18 protein-coding genes are annotated in these 17572 nt (G+C 39.6%); 6 read left to right on the top strand and 12 right to left on the bottom strand.

All coding sequences use genetic code 11. The features are described 5' to 3' along the window. Positions 1 to 120: 120 nt before the first annotated feature. A complete protein-coding gene (locus EHE21_RS17750; protein ID WP_194951406.1) occupies positions 121 to 1479 on the bottom strand; it encodes an NCS2 family permease in 1359 nt (452 codons plus the stop codon). A gap of 303 nt (positions 1480 to 1782) precedes the next feature. Here EHE21_RS17750 and EHE21_RS17745 point away from each other — a divergent pair, with 303 nt between their 5' ends. Then, complete coding sequence (locus tag EHE21_RS17745; protein WP_109408979.1) at positions 1783 to 2079, top strand: DUF1778 domain-containing protein; 297 nt, start codon at positions 1783 to 1785, stop codon at positions 2077 to 2079. Next, positions 2057 to 2569 carry a GNAT family N-acetyltransferase gene (locus tag EHE21_RS17740; RefSeq protein ID WP_194951405.1) on the top strand — a complete coding sequence of 171 codons (513 nt, stop codon included), beginning with the start codon at positions 2057 to 2059 and terminating at the stop codon, positions 2567 to 2569. Before EHE21_RS17745 ends, EHE21_RS17740 begins: the two co-directional genes overlap by 23 nt. Before the next feature lie 56 nt (positions 2570 to 2625). Here the strand turns inward: EHE21_RS17740 and EHE21_RS17735 are convergent, their stop codons facing one another. The 11 genes from EHE21_RS17735 to greB form a co-directional block, all read right to left on the bottom strand. Beyond that, the gene (locus EHE21_RS17735) at positions 2626 to 3378 is read right to left on the bottom strand and encodes an amino acid ABC transporter permease (protein ID WP_194951404.1); all 753 of its coding nucleotides are present in this window, start codon (positions 3376 to 3378) and stop codon (positions 2626 to 2628) included. 1 nt (position 3379) lies between these two features. Further along, positions 3380 to 4117 (bottom strand): amino acid ABC transporter permease, encoded by a 738-nt coding sequence (locus EHE21_RS17730; RefSeq protein WP_088494314.1) that lies wholly within the window; start codon positions 4115 to 4117, stop codon positions 3380 to 3382. Positions 4118 to 4223: 106 nt separating this feature from the next. After that, complete coding sequence (locus tag EHE21_RS17725) at positions 4224 to 5063, bottom strand: ABC transporter substrate-binding protein (RefSeq protein ID WP_036933789.1); 840 nt, start codon at positions 5061 to 5063, stop codon at positions 4224 to 4226. 212 nt (positions 5064 to 5275) lie between these two features. Next, complete coding sequence (gene phoU, locus EHE21_RS17720; protein WP_194951403.1) at positions 5276 to 6010, bottom strand: phosphate signaling complex protein PhoU; 735 nt, start codon at positions 6008 to 6010, stop codon at positions 5276 to 5278. 14 nt (positions 6011 to 6024) lie between these two features. Continuing rightward, positions 6025 to 6801, bottom strand: coding sequence for a phosphate ABC transporter ATP-binding protein PstB (gene pstB, locus EHE21_RS17715; protein WP_088494316.1), 777 nt, complete (start codon positions 6799 to 6801; stop codon positions 6025 to 6027). 29 nt (positions 6802 to 6830) lie between these two features. After that, positions 6831 to 7733 carry a phosphate ABC transporter permease PstA gene (gene pstA / locus EHE21_RS17710; protein ID WP_228766712.1) on the bottom strand — a complete coding sequence of 301 codons (903 nt, stop codon included), beginning with the start codon at positions 7731 to 7733 and terminating at the stop codon, positions 6831 to 6833. A gap of 1 nt (position 7734) precedes the next feature. Next, positions 7735 to 8694, bottom strand: coding sequence for a phosphate ABC transporter permease PstC (pstC, locus tag EHE21_RS17705; protein WP_088494318.1), 960 nt, complete (start codon positions 8692 to 8694; stop codon positions 7735 to 7737). A 77-nt stretch (positions 8695 to 8771) separates the two neighbouring features. Further along, positions 8772 to 9812: a phosphate ABC transporter substrate-binding protein PstS gene (gene pstS / locus EHE21_RS17700; protein WP_088494319.1), complete on the bottom strand. Its 1041-nt coding sequence runs from the start codon at positions 9810 to 9812 to the stop codon at positions 8772 to 8774. Between the two features lie 214 nt (positions 9813 to 10026). Beyond that, on the bottom strand, positions 10027 to 11367 hold the full coding sequence (envZ, locus tag EHE21_RS17695) for a two-component system sensor histidine kinase EnvZ (RefSeq protein WP_194951402.1): 1341 nt from the start codon (positions 11365 to 11367) through the stop codon (positions 10027 to 10029). Beyond that, positions 11364 to 12086 carry a two-component system response regulator OmpR gene (ompR, locus tag EHE21_RS17690; RefSeq protein WP_036933800.1) on the bottom strand — a complete coding sequence of 241 codons (723 nt, stop codon included), beginning with the start codon at positions 12084 to 12086 and terminating at the stop codon, positions 11364 to 11366. The genes envZ and ompR overlap by 4 nt, the downstream gene beginning before the upstream one ends. Before the next feature lie 149 nt (positions 12087 to 12235). After that, a complete protein-coding gene (greB, locus tag EHE21_RS17685) occupies positions 12236 to 12715 on the bottom strand; it encodes a transcription elongation factor GreB (RefSeq protein WP_006534574.1) in 480 nt (159 codons plus the stop codon). A 181-nt stretch (positions 12716 to 12896) separates the two neighbouring features. Here greB and EHE21_RS17680 point away from each other — a divergent pair, with 181 nt between their 5' ends. The 4 genes from EHE21_RS17680 (at position 12897) to EHE21_RS17665 (ending at position 17423) form a co-directional block, all read left to right on the top strand. After that, positions 12897 to 15236: a Tex family protein gene (locus EHE21_RS17680; protein ID WP_194951401.1), complete on the top strand. Its 2340-nt coding sequence runs from the start codon at positions 12897 to 12899 to the stop codon at positions 15234 to 15236. Between the two features lie 481 nt (positions 15237 to 15717). Beyond that, a complete protein-coding gene (locus EHE21_RS17675) occupies positions 15718 to 16392 on the top strand; it encodes a CsgG/HfaB family protein (RefSeq protein ID WP_194951400.1) in 675 nt (224 codons plus the stop codon). 24 nt (positions 16393 to 16416) lie between these two features. After that, entirely contained in the window at positions 16417 to 16770 is a 354-nt protein-coding gene (locus tag EHE21_RS17670) for a DUF4810 domain-containing protein (RefSeq protein WP_194951399.1), read from the top strand. Continuing rightward, positions 16767 to 17423 carry a DUF799 domain-containing protein gene (locus EHE21_RS17665; RefSeq protein ID WP_088494323.1) on the top strand — a complete coding sequence of 219 codons (657 nt, stop codon included), beginning with the start codon at positions 16767 to 16769 and terminating at the stop codon, positions 17421 to 17423. Before EHE21_RS17670 ends, EHE21_RS17665 begins: the two co-directional genes overlap by 4 nt. Positions 17424 to 17572 lie beyond the last annotated feature (149 nt).

Below are 17572 nucleotides of genomic sequence, written 5' to 3'. Positions count from 1 at the left end.
TAAATAACCATAACGTTCCCTTTATAGTATTTTAGTGATGTTTAAAAATAAAGCAAAACTTGTCACCTGATAAAAAATAGGAAAAGCAATAGCCCGTAGACTATTGCTTTGGAGTGCAGTTTAGAAAAGATTGTTCAAATCAATCACATGAGTATCAATCAGCAATATTTTTAAAATAAATAGCAGTGAAACAATCACAACACATAGATTAATTTCTTTCCAGCGGAAAGTCCCTATCTTCATAACACAATAAGCAATAAAGCCTAGTGCGATACCTTCGGTAATTGAGAAGCTAAATGGCATCATGACTGCGGTGATAAAAGCAGGAACGGATTCTGTTAAATCATCCCATTTCACGCGTGTAAGGCTGGATGTCATTAATACACCCACATAAATCAGTGCGCCTGCTGTCGCATAGCTTGGCACCATACCTGCTAGTGGTGATAAGAAGATAGCGAGTAAGAAAAGAATACCCACAACAACGGCAGTTAAACCTGTGCGACCACCGACAGAAACACCGGAAGTACTTTCGATAAATGCGGTTACAGAAGATGTTCCCATTGCAGAGCCTGCAACAGAACTCAAGCTATCGACGTATAACGCTTGTTTCATTCGTGGAAACTTGCCTTTGTCATCAGTTAAACCTGCTTTATCAGTGACACCAATTAATGTGCCTGAAGAGTCAAATAGGTTCACCAACATAAAAGCAAAGATCACACCAGAAAGACCGATATCTAAGGCGCCCATAATATCAACTTTACCAACAACGGTTGTGATAGAAGGAGGAACAGCGAAGATACCTTGATATTGAACATCACCTAAAAGAAGACCAATTACAGTGGTGATAACAATTGAGATAAGAATAGCGGCATGAATATTACGAGCAGCAAGAATAGCGATAATAAAAAAGCCTAATGCACCTAATAATACGTTATGAGAAGCAAAATTACCGATAGTAACGATAGTGTCATTATTAGGAATAATAATACCGGAGTTTTTTAAGCCCATCATGGCGATAAAAAGACCGATACCGCTAGTAATACCAACACGTAAACTCAGTGGAATATGGGCAATTATCCAGTAGCGAATACGAAAGAGAGTCAGTAAAAATAGCCCTACGGCACCCCAAAAAATCGCACCCATAGCGACTTCCCATGAGTAACCCATAGCACCAACGACGACGAAGGCAAAGAATGCGTTTAAGCCCATTGCAGGTGCAACGGCAATAGGTAAATTTGCCACTAATCCCATTAAAATACTGCCGAAAGCCGCAATTAAGCAGGTCGTCACGAAGACGGCTTTGATATCCATATTGGCAGCAGCAAGAATTTGAGGGTTAACGAAGATAATATAAACCATCGTTAAGAAAGTCGTGATACCCGCAATCAGTTCGGTGCGAGCGTTTGTGCCGTGTTCTTGTAGCTTAAACAGGCGTTGGAGCAAACCCTGTGATCCAGAATTTGGTGATGACATGCTCATAGACAAAAGATCCCAAAAAAAATGTTTTTCGCTTTATCCTACACAAATAAAACAATAACTGCACCTAAAAAAGTAATCGATTGCGTAGAGCGCTACAGCGAAGGCATTAAAAATAGATGGAGATATTTAATAAACTAAGTGTAGTTTAGTGCTAATAATTGTATGACGTCAAAATGGCACATTTTATTTACTTTGTTAAAATTTGATCATATTATCTTGCTTGAAAAGTGAGCTGTTTTGAAGTTTTACTAGTTTTATAAATAACAGCTATTAAATAAGTTTTAATAAAGAGGTGGAGGAATTATGCCTACTTTATCAAATGAAAGGATCACAACACGTATTAGTCCCGAAATGAAAATTTTGTTAGAAAAGGCTTTATCATTATCAGGTTATACGAGTTTAAATAGTTTTATTGTACAAGCAGCTATTGCTGAAGCTAAACGGCTAATCGAGCAAGATATGCGTATTAAACTTTGTCAGGAAGACGCTTTAGATTTTATTAATGCATTGGAAAAACCAATCGAAATAAATGATCGCTTCCTTCGTGCCGCGCGCAAGCATAAGGAAACAATTCTTGATGAAAATAAGTCCTCTGAATAGAAAAATACATGATAGAACATCTTTTGATTGTGGCGATAAAACACTTAATAACTACTTGAAAGCAATATCCAATCAACATCATGAAAAAGATTTAGCACGTACTTTTGTATTAACAAGTGAAATCGAGCCTACAAAAATTAAAGGATTTTATTCATTAGCATTGTGTACTATCGATTTAGATGAATTACCGCAAGAAATCGGGAAAAAATATCCCAAAGAGCTCTATTGCGTATTAATCGGGCGGTTAGTAATTAGTCAGCAGTATCAACGCCAAGGTTTAGGGTCTATTTTATTAGTTGATGCTGTAAGAAAGGCAATAAATTCATCAGGTAATATTCCAATACCCATGATTATCGTAGATGCAAAACATGATATTGCAAAAAGTATGTATCAAGGATTAGGTTTTTCTTCATTTAGCCAAAATGAATATCGTTTATTTATGACTATGGCGAATGCTAAAGCGGTAATAAGTCTAGTTGATAATGAATAAATTAATTATAAAGAGACTCACTTATTTTATTAAAACAATAAGTGAGTCTCTTTTGTTTATCCCACTTCTTTCTTAACAAATGATTGTTGTTTAAACGGCAACACCATCTGCCAAAAAGGGCGCTTTTCTTTTTGTGTGGAAAATAATTTCGCTACTCTATTGGCAATAATTTCCAATGAAAAACAGAGAATAAAATAGATAAAAGCAACGAATAGAAAAACCTCCATTGGATAAACCATACTGCGGTTATTAACTTGGGTCGCTAAGAAAGAAAGTTCACCTACACCCACCACATAAGCTAGTGAAGTATCTTTAATTAAGGCTATCCACTGATTAATAAACGAAGGCACCATCATGCGTAATGCTTGTGGTAATACGATATACCACAACACTTTCCAGCGATTAAAACCTAACGATAACCCTGCTTGCCATTGCCCTTTTCCAATTGCCAAAATACCAGCTTTAACGCCATGCGCAATATAAGACGATGTAATTAAAGCCAATGCACAAATTACGGTGGTAATTTCAGGAATTTCCATTCCTAATACAACGGGCAATAAAAAATAGACCCAAAATATCAACATAATGACAGGAATTGCGCGGAAAAAACCTAAGAAAGCTGCAAAAAGGTTAACCCAGACACCTCTGAGCATAGCCAAAGCAATGCCACCTAATGTACCCAAAATAATTGATGCAATACCTGCAATGATGCTGATAAAAACGGTCAGTGCTGCACCTTCTAAAGGCCCATCAGGATAAGCACCAAAGAGTAAGTACTGCCAGTTATCAGCAATAACAGTAAAGTCCATATTAATACCCTTGTGCTAATTTACGTTGCTGATGCCATTGTCCCCAAGCTTCCATCAATGCGATTGCTGCAATATAGAGGATCGTTGCAACACCAAAGGCTTCAAAGGTGCGTAGTGATTCTGTTTCGACTTGCCTTGATGCGTAAGAAAGCTCCGCAACACCAATAGCCATCGTCAGTGATGAGTTTTTTATCACATTCATGTATTGACCCAATAAAGGGGGAAGAGCAATACGAAAGGCTTGAGGTAAAATCACATAGCGCATAGATTGCCACTGAGTTAGACCTAATGCCAAAGAGGCATACTTTTGTCCTTGCCTAACACCTTGAATACCGGCTCTTAGCTCTTCGGCAATAAATGGCGTTGAGTAAAATGTCAGACCCACAATACCCGCCAAAAACTCAAAAGAAGGCCAAGAAAGCGTTATACCTAAAAATGTAATCTCATGAGGAGTGTTTAACCATACCATGGCGCTTTGTGGCAGAATTTCTCCTGATGCGAAATACCAAAAGAATAACTGCACTAACAGCGGAGTATTACGAAATAGAGAAGTATAAGTAGTAGCTAACCAGCGTAATGGTGCAAAAGCGCTATCTCTTGCAGCACTAAGGGCAAAGCTCATTAATGTTGCAATGACAATAGTCCAAAAAGAGATAAGCAAGGTGATTAGAAAACCACTCCAGAGCCAATTTAAATAGTGTGGCTCAAGAAGGTAATGTGAAAGAAATTGCTCAAACATATAATAGGCCTATTGTAGACACCAAACCCCGCAAAAGCGGGGTAGGTGTTTTAATAAAGGAATAACTTTATTTTGATGAAAGAAGAAAGTTATTACGCTTTAAAGATCAAGATTGTGGTGTTTGCTCTGATAGTGGGGCAAATTTAAAATCACCACGAGGTTGAGCTGATTTTGTTTCAGGGCCAAACCAACGATTGTAGATCTCGTCGGCTTTACCCTCTTTTTCCAATCTTAATAGGGTGTTATTGATTTCGTTAATTAAACGCTCTTCACCTTTAGCGGCTGCAACTGCTTGGTATTCACGGGTAATGCTAAATGATGACACTTCAAAATCGGCTTTAATGGCATCAGGAAGATTTGCTAATAAACCCACTAACTTCGCATCATCTTGTGTGATGGCTTGTACGTTACCGTTACGTAATGCAGCAAAAGCCAGTGGTGTATCGTCATAAGAGATAACTTTGGTGTCAGGATAGCGTTCACGTAATGTGATTTCTTGAACAGTACCTTTATCAGCACCAATACGCAGTGAGTGAATTTGTTCTGGGTTGGTTAAAACCCCTTTACGTGCAATAAATTTTTGTCCGGTTGCAAAGTAAGGAACAGAGAAATCAACTTGTTTAGCTCGCTCATCGGTAATGGTGAAGTTAGCTGCGATTAAATCGACTTTTTTAGAACTTAAAAGTGGGATACGGTTTGCTGGGTTTGTTGGACGCAGTTCCAGTTTTACACCTAAATCTTTGGCGATCTCATTGGCGATATCTGCATCATAACCTGCGAGTTTTTTGGTTTGAGGATCAATAAACCCAAATGGAGGATTACTGTCAAAAATCGCGATACGTACTACACCTGCTTTTTTTATATCATCGAGCTTATCTGCTTTTGCAATACCAGAGAAAAGCACAGAGCCTGCAATTAATGCGGTTGCCAAGACACGTAATTTCATTATTCACCCCAAAGAAAAGAATTATCATCGTTATGTTGGATATCACGCTATCAAGTTGATCTAAGTTCATAAAATAATAAAAATTGATATGGATATGCTTTTAAGGAATAAGATGGAAAAAAGTGTTGAGCGAAAGCGGTATTAATTTATAGAGCATAAAAAACAGCGACATGAGCGCCGCTGTTTTGAAGAGAAGAAAAAGAGAGAGAAATTTATTTAGAAGCGTTGCTATCGTCATTTTTTGTGAGCATTTTTTCTACTTGGTCGCCCCCTAAATGGCGGAAATCATGACCTTTTACGTAATAGAAAATAAACTCACAAATGTTCTGACAACGGTCGCCAATACGTTCAATAGAACGCGCACAAAATAGTGCTGTTAGCACGCTAGGAATAGTGCGAGGATCTTCCATCATATAAGTCATCAATTGACGGACGATACCTTCATATTCGTTATCAATTTTAGCGTCTTCACGATAGATACGCACTGCTTCATCCAAATCCATACGCGCAAATGCATCAAGAACATCGTGAAGCATTTGTATGGCGTGTTGACCTAAAGATTCTAAGCTCACGAGCAGTGGTTGATGTTGGTGTGAAAACTTTTCAAGTGCGGTTTTACAGATTTTTTCAGCAACGTCACCAATACGTTCTAGTTCAGCGATCGTTTTTGATATCGCCATAATTAAACGTAAATCACTCGCGGTTGGCTGGCGTTTAGCAATAATTCGCATACACGCATCATCAATGGCGACTTCCATCATATTGACGTTATGGTCACCTTGAATGACTTCATTTGCTAATGCTTGATCCTGATTATGCATCGCCGTAATGGCTTTTTTCAGTTGCTCTTCAACAAGCCCACCCATAACCATCAGCTCAGTACGGATATGCTCTAACTCAGCATTAAATTGACCAGAAATATGCTTATTGTGATTTAAATTATCCATTTAGTGCCTCGTTATCAGCCGTAACGCCCAGTGATGTAATCTTCAGTTTGTTTTTTCGCAGGACGCGTAAATAACGTATCCGTATCGCTAAATTCAATTAACTCGCCTAAATACATAAATGCAGTGTGATCAGAACAACGTGCCGCTTGTTGCATGTTATGTGTCACGATAACCACGGTATATTCTGATTTAAGTTCACTGATAAGTTCTTCAATACGACCAGTTGAGATAGGGTCAAGTGCTGAACAAGGCTCATCAAGTAATAAAACCTCAGGGCGAATAGCGATACCGCGTGCTATACATAAACGCTGTTGTTGACCACCAGACAGACTATATCCACTCTGATGTAATTTATCTTTGGTTTCGTTCCATAATGCGGCTTTAGTCAAAGCCCACTGAACACGTTCATCCATATCAGCGCGAGACAATTTTTCGAATAAACGTACACCAAAGGCGATGTTGTCATAAATCGACATCGGGAACGGTGTTGGTTTTTGGAATACCATTCCGACTTTGGCACGTAATAACGCAATATCTTGCTTATCTGTCAGGATATTGTTGCCATCTAGCAGAATTTCACCTTCTGCACGTTGTTCGCCATAAAGCTCATACATTTTGTTAAAAGTACGCAGTAAGGTTGATTTACCACAGCCAGAAGGGCCGATAAATGCAGTCACCTTATTTTTGGCAATATCTAAAGAGATATTTTTCAGCGCATGGAATTTACCGTAGTAGAAGTTCAAATCACGAACTTGAATTTTATTTCCTGCGTTATCATTAGCCATAATCATTCAACGTCTCTCTTACTTAACTTTCTGCGTTAACCGTGCTTGCGTTTAGCAAATAGCACGCGCGCAATAATATTGATAAATAGAACACAGAGGGTGATAAGTAATACGCCAGCCCAAGCAAGCTCTTGCCATTGTGCAAAAGGACTCATGGCGAACTTAAAGATAGTTACAGGTAAGTTAGCTATCGGTTCGTTTAAGTCTGTGCTCCAGAATTGATTTGATAGTGAAGTAAATAACAGTGGTGCAGTTTCGCCTGCAATACGCGCAATCGCTAATAACACACCTGTGATAATGCCTGATACCGAGGCTTTTAAGGTGATTTTAGAGATCATCTTCCACTTTGGTGTCCCTAATGCGTAAGCGGCTTCGCGTAAGCTATCAGGTACTAACTTCAACATATTTTCAGTGGTGCGAATAACGATAGGAATTTGCAGTAACGCTAATGCGATAATTCCCGCCCATCCTGAAAAGTGCTGCATCTGTGCGACAACAATGGTGTAGACAAAAAGCCCGACAACGATTGACGGCGCTGACAGCAAGATATCGTTAATAAAGCGTGTGGTTTCAGCAAGCCATGAACGACGACCATATTCAGCAAGATAAATCCCTGCAAGAATACCCAATGGTGTTCCAATCACTGTTGCCCAAAGGATGAGTAATCCACTACCGACAATGGCATTCGCCAATCCGCCACCATCAGTATTCGGCGGAGGTGTCATTTCAGTAAAAAGTGCAAGTGACATGCCATCGAAGCCTTTGGTAAACGTGGAGAATAAAATCCATGTTAACCAGAAAAGACCAAATGCCATGGTAGAGACAGATAAAAATAGCGCGATACGATTTTTTTGACGACGCCAAAGTTGGCGTTTATGGCGTACACGCAGCTCGTTTTCTGTTTGAACTCGCAATGAAGAAGAGGATGTTTTAGACATATCAGCGCGCTCCTTCATTTCTTGATAAACGTAATGTCATAAACTTAGAAATCGCAAGAACGATAAAGGTGATGACAAACAGGATAAGCCCTAATTCCATTAATGCAGCAGTGTGTAATCCCGTCTCAGCTTCAGCAAATTCATTCGCTAATGCAGACGTGATACTGTTACCTGGCATAAATAACGAGGCAGAGTCTAATTGGTAGGTATTACCGATGATAAAGGTTACCGCCATAGTTTCACCTAAGGCACGTCCTAATCCCAACATAACACCGCCGATAACGCCATTACGGGTATAAGGTAGAACGATATTCCAAATCACTTCCCATGTTGTACACCCAATGCCGTAGGCAGACTCTTTCATCATGACAGGCGTCTGTTCAAACACATCACGCATAACAGAAGCGATATAAGGAATGATCATGATAGCGAGGATAACGCCTGCAGCTAAGATCCCGATACCAAAAGCAGGGCCAGAGAAAAGCTCGCCAACGATAGGAATAGAAGAAAGCACATTACCTACCGGCTCTTGGAAATAGGTTGCAAAGAGTGGTGCGAAGACAAACAGTCCCCACATACCATAAACAATACTTGGAATAGCGGCGAGTAACTCAATAGCGATACCTAACGGGCGTTTTAACCAATTAGGCGCTAATTCAGTTAAGAAAAGAGCGATACCAAAGCTGACAGGAACGGCAATAACCAGTGCGATGACTGAAGTTACAATGGTGCCGTAAATGGGTACTAGTGCCCCAAATTCCTGAGCAGGAGGATCCCACTCTTTCGACCATAAGAATGAAAGGCCAAATTGTTGAATACTTGGCCATGAGGCGAAAATCAGTGAAACAATGATACCTGTTAAAAGCAAAAGTGTAATCAACGCAGCTAGACGAACTAGTGCGCTGAAAATAACGTCCCCTCGTTTACTAGGGGCCTTTATTACCGTTGTATGCTCGGCCATAAAGCCTCTTTTAATTTATTACCCCCTGTTTTGCAGGGGGTGAACGTTAACTTATCTCTTAATGGTTCCCGATTTTATTAGTAAATCGGTTTACCATTACTGTCTTTAATACTTGTTTTCCATGCTGCACGAATTTGCTCTACAACTTCTGCGGGTAGTACGGCGTAATCTAGATTTTTCGCTTCTTGATTACCTTTGTCGTAAGCCCAGTTGAAGAAATTCAGTACTTCTTTACCTTTTTCTGCATTTTGCTGTTTCTGATGCACTAAGATAAAGGTGGTGGAAGTAATCGGCCATGCGTTTTCACCTTTCTGATTAGTCAGGTCTTGTGCAAAGCTTTTGCTCCAATCAATTTTTCTTGCTGCGGCACTAAAACTGTCTGCTGTTGGTGCGATTGCCTCACCGTCAGCGGTGACTAATTTAGTATAAGCAAGGTTGTTTTGTTTCGCGTAAGCATATTCAACATAACCAATTGAACCTGGTACACGTTGAACGAATGCCGCGATACCATCATTCCCTTTTCCACCTAAGCCTGTCGGCCATTTAACAGTAGAGCCAGCGCCTACTTCATCTTTCCATGCGCTATTTACTTTTGATAAGTAGCTAGTGAAAACGAAAGAGGTTCCTGAACCATCTGCACGGCGAATAACTGCGATATTTTGGTCTGGTAATTTTACGCCCGGATTAAGTTTAGTGATGGCAGGGTCGTTCCATTTTTGGATCTTGCCTAGGTAGATATTACCGATAGTATCGCCATCTAAGGTCAGTTCACCTGATTTGATACCAGGAATATTGACTGCCATAACAACGCCACCAATCACGGTAGGGAATTGGAATAAACCGTCAGCTTGTAATTTATCGTCTGCTAATGGCGCATCAGAAGCACCAAAATCAACGGTATTTGCAATGATTTGTTTTACACCACCAGAGGAACCAATGCCTTGGTAGTTAATTTTGTTACCCGTTTCTTTCTGATAGGAATCTGCCCATTTAGCATAAACTGGGGCAGGGAACGTTGCGCCCGCACCAGTCAGCGAGGTCGTTGCCTGTGCAGAAAGAGCGGTCATTGAAAACGCAGCGGCAATGACACTAGTCAGGGTGGTACGCATCAGTTTCATAATCCCTCCTGTGGGATAGGTAGAATAATTTTCGACATCTATCAACTTCGGTTACGGTACGCACAGACAATAGGTCAGTTTGATGACAATTAAATGTCTTAATTGTGACAGTTTTATGACAAAGCAAAAAAATGATGAAATATTTATAGGAGGAGAGAAATTAGAATGGAGATGGCGTAATAAAAAAGCACTTCAATACTTGAAATAGAGAGGACTAATCATCCTCATCTTCACGCTCTTTTAATGGGAAGTTAGCTCGAATTAATAATCCGCATTTAATGCTATCATCAAGCTCAACATAACCACCATGAGCATCCATAATACGGCGAATAATGGATAAACCTAAACCTGCACCCGTTGAACTACGCGCTTGCTCACCTTGAACAAAAGGTTGGAAAAGACGTTGTCTATCTTCTTGTGGGATACCGGGGCCATCATCTTCAACTTGGAACCAAGCATATTCTTCATTTTTGCCACTTGAAACGCTTATCCAGCCATTACCATAGCGAGTGGCATTCACAACCATATTGGTAAGTGCTCGTTTTACCGCAATAGGGTTAGCTGTGATATTAATAGGTTCAGGATGAAGATGTTCTTCACTGATTTTCCCTGAATTAGATTCGGCTGAAATGACTTCTTGCAATAGATTATTCATATCACACAGCTCTAAAGACATCTCTTTACCCGTGCGCATATAGTCTAAGAATTGCCCAATAATGGCATCACAATCTTCGATATCTTTATTGATAGAGTCTGCGAGGTAACTATCTTCGGGACTCATCATTTCCGTTGCTAGACGAATTCGAGTCAATGGCGTACGCAAATCATGGCTGACACCTGCCATAACGAGCGTTCTATCATTATCTAATGAGCGAATTCCTGATGACATCTGGTTAAAGGCACGAATAATTGAGCGCATTTCAGAAGAGCCAGATTCAGGAATAGGAGGAGGAATAACTCCTTTTCCGATGCGACGCGCTGCATATTCCACTTCATTAAGTGGGCGATTTTGAAAACGACTATAGAGCCAGAAAAAAGCGACAACGATAATAATAAAAATAATCGCTTGCCGATAAACGGGGAGTAAGAAGTTTTGCCCTAATTCAGTCAACGGAACACGTATCCAAAGCGAGGGAGACATATGTGTATTGACCCATAAAACAGGGTATTCCAGCGTATTCTCGATCCAAATTTCGGTTTCTCCCCCCAGATATTCAGTCATCTGCTCACTTAATTCATCATCTATTTTTGCCCAATACAGGCCTTCTTCAAGTGCTGCTTTTTTATCAAAGAAAGAAATGCCTAATTCGTTATAGATTTTATTGCGTAAAGCAGGGGAGATTTTTAGCGGGGTGCCATCAACGAGGATCAATTCTTCAGGCATTAAAGTGCGTATTTCATACGCTAATACTTTATTGAATTGCTGAAGGCTTGGCCCAACAATAAGATGCTGCACAACGATATAACTGGCTATCAAGCTAAAAAAAAGTAGCGAGATAACCAGAAATAAAGAGCGCGTCAGTTTATTGTGAGGGGAAAGCCTCAGCCTTCTCATTGAGCGCTGGTTCCATCAGGAACAAAGACGTAACCAAGACCCCAAACCGTTTGAATGTAACGAGGGTGTGTTGGATCTTCTTCAATCATGCGACGTAAACGAGAAATTTGAACGTCAATTGAACGCTCCATAGCACTGTATTCTCGACCACGAGCAAGGCTCATTAATTTGTCACGAGACAGTGGTTCACGAGGGTGTGATACCAGTACTTTCAATACAGCAAATTCACCACTCGTCAGAGGCATATGCTCTTCTTCGTGGAACATTTCGCGTGTACCAAGGTTCAGCTTGAACTTACCAAAAGAGATAATGGCGTTATCTTGTGAAGGCGCGCCCGGTAATTCATTTGCTTGACGACGAAGAACAGCGCGAATACGTGCCAGTAGTTCTCTTGGGTTAAATGGTTTTGAGATGTAATCATCAGCACCAATTTCAAGCCCAACAATTCTATCAACCTCTTCCCCTTTCGCTGTCACCATAATAATAGGGATAGGGTTGTTTTGGCTTCTTAAGCGGCGGCAAATAGATAGACCATCTTCACCTGGAAGCATTAAATCGAGCACAATAAGATGGATAGATTCGCGAGTGAGCAGACGATCCATCTGATCGGCGTTTGCAGCAGTACGGATTTGAAAACCCTGCTCTGTCAAATAGCGCTCTAAGAGTGAACGTAGACGTAAATCATCATCCACGATTAGCACTTTATAACTTTCTTGCATTTTTTAAGCTCCCGAAGTGCAAATGCTTTTATTAGCGAATTCTATCATCGATAAGAATATTAAACCAAAACCAAAGAATAAATGTTAATAATTTATAGATAAAACTTGTTCATTAGCCCTAAGGAAGGGGATAAAACTATTTATTTATCTTATTCCGAATGATATTTGATAGATAATACGCAGTAATTAACTTCACCACCTGGTGTCTGCACACTAATTTCATCATCAACTTGTTTACCAATGAGCGCTCTGGCAACGGGTGAATCAATAGAAATCCACTGTTTTGCTGGATCAAACTCATCGGGACCCACAAGTCGAAAAGTTTTGACGTTTTCGTCATCATCTTCAAGCGTGACCCAAGCACCAAAGTAGACTTTTCCTTCTTGGCGAGGATCAGGGTCAACAATTTTTAGTTCATCAAGGCGTTTTGATAAAAAACGAACACGTCTATCAATTTCACGTAATCGCTTCTTTCCATAAATATATTCAGCATTTTCTGAACGGTCGCCTTGTGCCGCTGCTTCTGAAACCGATTGTGTAACACGAGGGCGCTCTTCTTTCCAAAGATATTTTAGCTCTTTGTCTAAGGCATACCAGCCATCGCGAGTAATATAGTTACTTTTTGCCATTACGAATAAAAACTATCATCAACATTGAATTTCATAAAGGTACTATAGCGTGAATGTTAAAATAATCTGTTAATTTCCTCATAATTGTCGAGCTAGATGGGAAATTTGCCAAATTTTTTTAGTGCTCTGCGTGTATAATAGCCATCTTTTTTAACTATTCCTCTCGGTAGGTAAATATTTTATGAATGAATCATTAAGCCGAATTATTGCAGATGAGCTCTCGGTTAAGCCCCAGCAAGTCCTTTCGGCGATAACGTTACTGGATGAAGGGAATACGGTGCCATTTGTTGCCCGTTATCGTAAAGAGGTCACAGGCGGATTAGATGATACGCAATTACGTCAATTAGAAACTCGCCTCGGTTACCTACGGGAACTCAACGATCGCCGCCAAACAATTTTAAAATCAATTGAAGAACAAGGAAAGCTGACGCCTGAATTGCGATCTTCAATTAATGAAACTCAAAGTAAAACAGAGCTTGAAGATCTCTATCTTCCTTATAAGCCTAAGCGCCGTACTCGTGGTCAGATTGCGATTGAGAATGGATTAGAACCCTTAGCGGATTTACTGTGGAATGAACCACAAAATAGCCCAGAAGAAGCGGCAGTCGCTTATATCAACACAGAAAAAGGTGTTGATGATACGAAGGCAGCTTTAGATGGTGCACGTTATATTTTAATGGAGCGTTTTTCAGAAGATGCCGGATTATTGGCAAAAGTTCGTCAATATCTATGGAAAAATGCACATCTTGTTGCCAAAGTGATTGAAGGTAAAGAAGCCGAAGGGGCGAAATTTAGTGATTATTTTGATCACCATGAGCCAATCGCTAATGTTCCTTCTCATCGCGCATTAGCGATGTTTCGTGGTCGGAATGAAGGGATACTTCAATTATCACTCAATCCAGATCCGCAATTTGAAGAAGCGCCTAAAGAGAGCTACGGTGAACAACTGGTCACGGAACATTTAGGATTACGCTTAAATAATCAACCTGCTGATAGTTGGCGTAAAGCTGTTGTGAGTTGGACTTGGCGTATTAAAGTTTTAATGCATATTGAAACAGAATTGATGGGCCAATTACGAGAAAAAGCGGAAGAAGAAGCGATTAATGTTTTTGCTCGTAACCTTAATGATCTACTGATGGCGGCTCCTGCTGGCATGCGTGCCACAATGGGGCTCGATCCTGGTTTACGTACTGGTGTTAAAGTTGCGGTTGTTGATAGCACGGGTAAATTAATTGCTACAGATACAATTTATCCACATACAGGACAAGCTGATAAAGCAGCGGCAAGTGTAGCTGCGTTGTGTATTAAGCATAATGTTGAACTGGTGGCGATTGGTAATGGTACGGCATCTCGTGAAACAGAGCGCTTTTTTGCTGAAACAGTAAAACGTTATCCAGAAGTCAAAGCGCAAAAAGTGATTGTCAGTGAAGCAGGTGCATCGGTGTATTCTGCGTCAGAGCTTGCGGCTAATGAATTCCCTGATTTGGATGTTTCTATTCGTGGTGCGGTTTCTATCGCGCGTCGCTTACAAGATCCGTTGGCTGAACTTGTAAAAATCGATCCTAAATCGATTGGGGTTGGTCAATATCAGCACGATGTTAGCCAAACATTATTAGCGAGAAAACTTGATACTGTTGTTGAAGACTGTGTGAATGGTGTTGGTGTTGATTTAAATACAGCATCAGTACCGTTATTAACGCGTGTTGCAGGGCTTAGCCAATCTATTGCTCAAAATATTATTAGCTGGCGTGATGAAAACGGTCGCTTTGTCGATAGAAAACAGTTGCTCAAAGTGGCGCGTTTAGGACCGAAAGCCTTTGAGCAATGTGCTGGCTTCTTGCGTATTCGTGATGGTAAAAATCCGCTAGATGCCTCAACGGTTCACCCTGAAGCGTACCCAGTCGTTGAAAATATCCTGCAATCTACACATCAAAAAATTGATGATTTAATGGGTAATAGCACTTTAATTTCACAAGTAGATGCAAGAGCATTTATTACAGAGCAATTTGGTTTGCCAACAATTAATGACATCTTAAAAGAATTAGCAAAACCGGGACGTGACCCTCGTCCAGAGTTTAAAACTGCAACCTTTGCTGAAGGTGTCGAAACGATGAATGATTTAGTCAGTGGCATGATCCTTGAAGGAACTGTGACTAACGTGACTAATTTCGGTGCATTCGTTGATATCGGTGTACACCAAGATGGTCTGGTTCATATCTCTTCTTTAGCAGACAGATTTATTGAAGATCCACATACAGTGGTGAAAACCGGAGATATTGTTAAAGTTAAAGTTCTTGAGGTTGATTTAGCTCGTAAACGCATTGCACTGACTATGCGTTTAGATGAAGTCGCAGGTGATAGTGATAAAAAACAATCATCATCAAATAATGCGAATTCTGCTAGAAACAACAAAGGACAGAAACCAGCTCGCAATAACCGCCAGACAATAAATAATGGTAATAGTGCGGGAAATAGTGCAATGGGTGATGCTTTAGCTGCCGCATTTGGAAAAAAACGCTAATAGCGCATTTATTGCTACCGTATTAGTCGGTAAAAAGAGTAAAAATTATGAGCGTGATATAACTAATATTGGTTATATCACGTTTTTTATTACACATTATTTAGATGTTGCTTTTAGATAAAAATATTTATAAAAACTAATTAAATAGCAACGTAATACAAATTCTTTTTCATTTTTTTATAAGTTTAATTTTAAACTGACTTAAGGGATATTGATAAAATAATAGATAAAGCATTCTCTATTTTATCTCTATATTTATTTGTTGTTATTTTTATCACCCATCTTCTATTCTCCCCGCCGCTGATTGCCTTTATATTATAAATAAGAGCTGATGTATCTTTTAACCTTATTATTACTGAGGTTTATAAGTGTGGGCTTTATGAGCTAAAACTGAAAATTATTATTTCCGTTTATATCAACTCTACTTCAATTAATAGAATGAATATCTATAGGTTTATTTCACCTTTATTGGGTTATTAATATGAATTTAAATAAATTATCACTTGGTTTGATCTTGGTTTCTGCATCATTACTTGCAGGATGTGCATCAGAATCTTCACGCTCTTTAGAAGTTGCTAAAGTTGCAACCTATAACACAACTTATACCGGCACTAAGAGCGCTATTTCTATTGGTAAGTTTGATAACCGTTCTAGTTATATGAATGGAATATTCTCTGATGGAGTTGATAGATTAGGAAATCAATCCAAAACGATTTTAATGACGCACTTACAGCAAACAGGGCGTTTTAATGTATTAGATAGAACTAACTTATCTGAATTAAAAGAAGAAGCGGGCATTAAAGGCCAAAGCCAACAGTTAAAAGGTGCAACATATGTTATTACTGGCGATGTCACTGAATTTGGCCGTAAAGAAGTTGGTGACCGTCAATTATTCGGTATTTTAGGTCGTGGTAAAACACAAGTTGCTTATGCCAAAGTGAACTTAAACGTTGTGAATGTGAATACATCAGAAGTGGTGTTCTCATCTCAAGGTGCGGGCGAATACGAGCTTTCTAATCGTGAAATCATTGGGTTTGGTGGAACAGCAAGCTATGACTCAACACTTAACGGTAAGGTACTTGATTTAGCTATTCGTGAAGCAGTTAATAACTTAGTTGCAGGCATTGAAAGCAATGCTTGGCAGCCTTCAAAATAATGCACATTTTATAAGGATATAACGATGTCAAAATCATTAATAAGCCTTGTTTTTGGTGCATTATTACTAACGGGCTGTGCAAGTGGTCCTAAACCACTTTATAACTGGGATAGTTATCAACAAGTGGTGTATCAGCACTATCAACAAAGTGAAAGTGATCCTCAAGCACAAATCGATGCATTAAAGAAAAGTATTGAGCTTTCTCGTGCCAAATCATTAGGTATTCCACCGGGATTACATGCACATTTAGGTATGTTATACGGTGCAACAGGGGCGTTAGATTTAGCGATGGCTGAATTTAATGAAGAGAAAGCACTTTACCCAGAATCAGCGGAATTTATGGATCGCCTGATGAAAAATAAAGGAATGCAAAAATGAGTCGCTTATTCACTTTAATTTGTTTGGCTTTTGCGCTGGTATTAACGGGATGTGCTCAGCCTGTTAAAACAGATTACTCCGCATTTAAGCAGAGTAAACCAAAGAGCATTTTAGTCTTGGTGCCCCAAAACCATACAACAGAAGTTGGAGCTGGACACAGTTTCTTATCTCAAGTGACGTATCCTTTAGCGGAAGCAGGATATTATGTGTTCCCTGTTGCTGTCGTTGAAGAGACATTTAAGCAAAACGGCTTATCCATGGCTGGGGATATTCATGCAGTAAGTCCTAATAAATTACGTGAAATCTTTGGCGCTGATGCTGTTTTATACTTAGATATCACCGAATTTGGAACGTCATACCAAATTATTTCTAGTGATACGCGAGTTACTGTCGCAGCCAAGCTTGTTGATCTTCGTAATGGTGGTGTGTTGTGGAGTAGTTCTGCAACGGCATCAAGTACAGAAACAGAAGGCTCATCAGGTAGTTTAGTCGGGATGCTGGTTTCAGCGGTTGTGAATCAAATCGTGAATACAGTATCAGATAAAAGCTATCAAATTGCGGGTATAACCAGTGTTCGCTTACTTTCTGCTGGAAATGCGAATGGCATTCTGTATGGTCCTCGTTCTCCTAATTATGGTAAAGAAGCAGAATAAATAAATGCTATAAAATAAGCATAATAAAGAGAAAGGCTCTGCTTATTAACTTTAAAATAAGTAGAGCCTTATTTTATTTGTAGGTATAAATAATAATTATTCTTATTTGGTGCTAGGTAATGCTACATATATTTATTGTAAGATAAACG

Source organism: Proteus sp. GOKU (assembly GCF_015475555.1).
GTDB classification, from domain to species: domain Bacteria; phylum Pseudomonadota; class Gammaproteobacteria; order Enterobacterales; family Enterobacteriaceae; genus Proteus; species Proteus mirabilis_B.
Note: the sequence above shows the minus strand (reverse complement) of the source record. Positions and strands in the feature narration are given on the sequence as shown.

What these genes read in the sequence shown, in the direction of transcription:
- EHE21_RS17670 (WP_194951399.1), top strand. Translation starts at nt 16,417, where the DNA reads ATGTCAAAATCATTAATAAGCCTTGTTTTTGGTGCATTATTACTAACG.
- EHE21_RS17680 (WP_194951401.1), top strand. Translation starts at nt 12,897, where the DNA reads ATGAATGAATCATTAAGCCGAATTATTGCAGATGAGCTCTCGGTTAAG.
- EHE21_RS17750 (WP_194951406.1), bottom strand. Translation starts at nt 1,479, where the DNA reads ATGAGCATGTCATCACCAAATTCTGGATCACAGGGTTTGCTCCAACGC.
- pstS (WP_088494319.1), bottom strand. Translation starts at nt 9,812, where the DNA reads ATGAAACTGATGCGTACCACCCTGACTAGTGTCATTGCCGCTGCGTTT.
- pstC (WP_088494318.1), bottom strand. Translation starts at nt 8,694, where the DNA reads ATGGCCGAGCATACAACGGTAATAAAGGCCCCTAGTAAACGAGGGGAC.
- EHE21_RS17725 (WP_036933789.1), bottom strand. Translation starts at nt 5,063, where the DNA reads ATGAAATTACGTGTCTTGGCAACCGCATTAATTGCAGGCTCTGTGCTT.
- EHE21_RS17730 (WP_088494314.1), bottom strand. Translation starts at nt 4,117, where the DNA reads ATGTTTGAGCAATTTCTTTCACATTACCTTCTTGAGCCACACTATTTA.
- phoU (WP_194951403.1), bottom strand. Translation starts at nt 6,010, where the DNA reads ATGGATAATTTAAATCACAATAAGCATATTTCTGGTCAATTTAATGCT.
- ompR (WP_036933800.1), bottom strand. Translation starts at nt 12,086, where the DNA reads ATGCAAGAAAGTTATAAAGTGCTAATCGTGGATGATGATTTACGTCTA.
- EHE21_RS17675 (WP_194951400.1), top strand. Translation starts at nt 15,718, where the DNA reads ATGAATTTAAATAAATTATCACTTGGTTTGATCTTGGTTTCTGCATCA.
- greB (WP_006534574.1), bottom strand. Translation starts at nt 12,715, where the DNA reads ATGGCAAAAAGTAACTATATTACTCGCGATGGCTGGTATGCCTTAGAC.
- EHE21_RS17665 (WP_088494323.1), top strand. Translation starts at nt 16,767, where the DNA reads ATGAGTCGCTTATTCACTTTAATTTGTTTGGCTTTTGCGCTGGTATTA.
- pstA (WP_228766712.1), bottom strand. Translation starts at nt 7,733, where the DNA reads ATGTCTAAAACATCCTCTTCTTCATTGCGAGTTCAAACAGAAAACGAG.
- pstB (WP_088494316.1), bottom strand. Translation starts at nt 6,801, where the DNA reads ATGATTATGGCTAATGATAACGCAGGAAATAAAATTCAAGTTCGTGAT.
- EHE21_RS17745 (WP_109408979.1), top strand. Translation starts at nt 1,783, where the DNA reads ATGCCTACTTTATCAAATGAAAGGATCACAACACGTATTAGTCCCGAA.
- envZ (WP_194951402.1), bottom strand. Translation starts at nt 11,367, where the DNA reads ATGAGAAGGCTGAGGCTTTCCCCTCACAATAAACTGACGCGCTCTTTA.
- EHE21_RS17740 (WP_194951405.1), top strand. Translation starts at nt 2,057, where the DNA reads ATGAAAATAAGTCCTCTGAATAGAAAAATACATGATAGAACATCTTTT.
- EHE21_RS17735 (WP_194951404.1), bottom strand. Translation starts at nt 3,378, where the DNA reads ATGGACTTTACTGTTATTGCTGATAACTGGCAGTACTTACTCTTTGGT.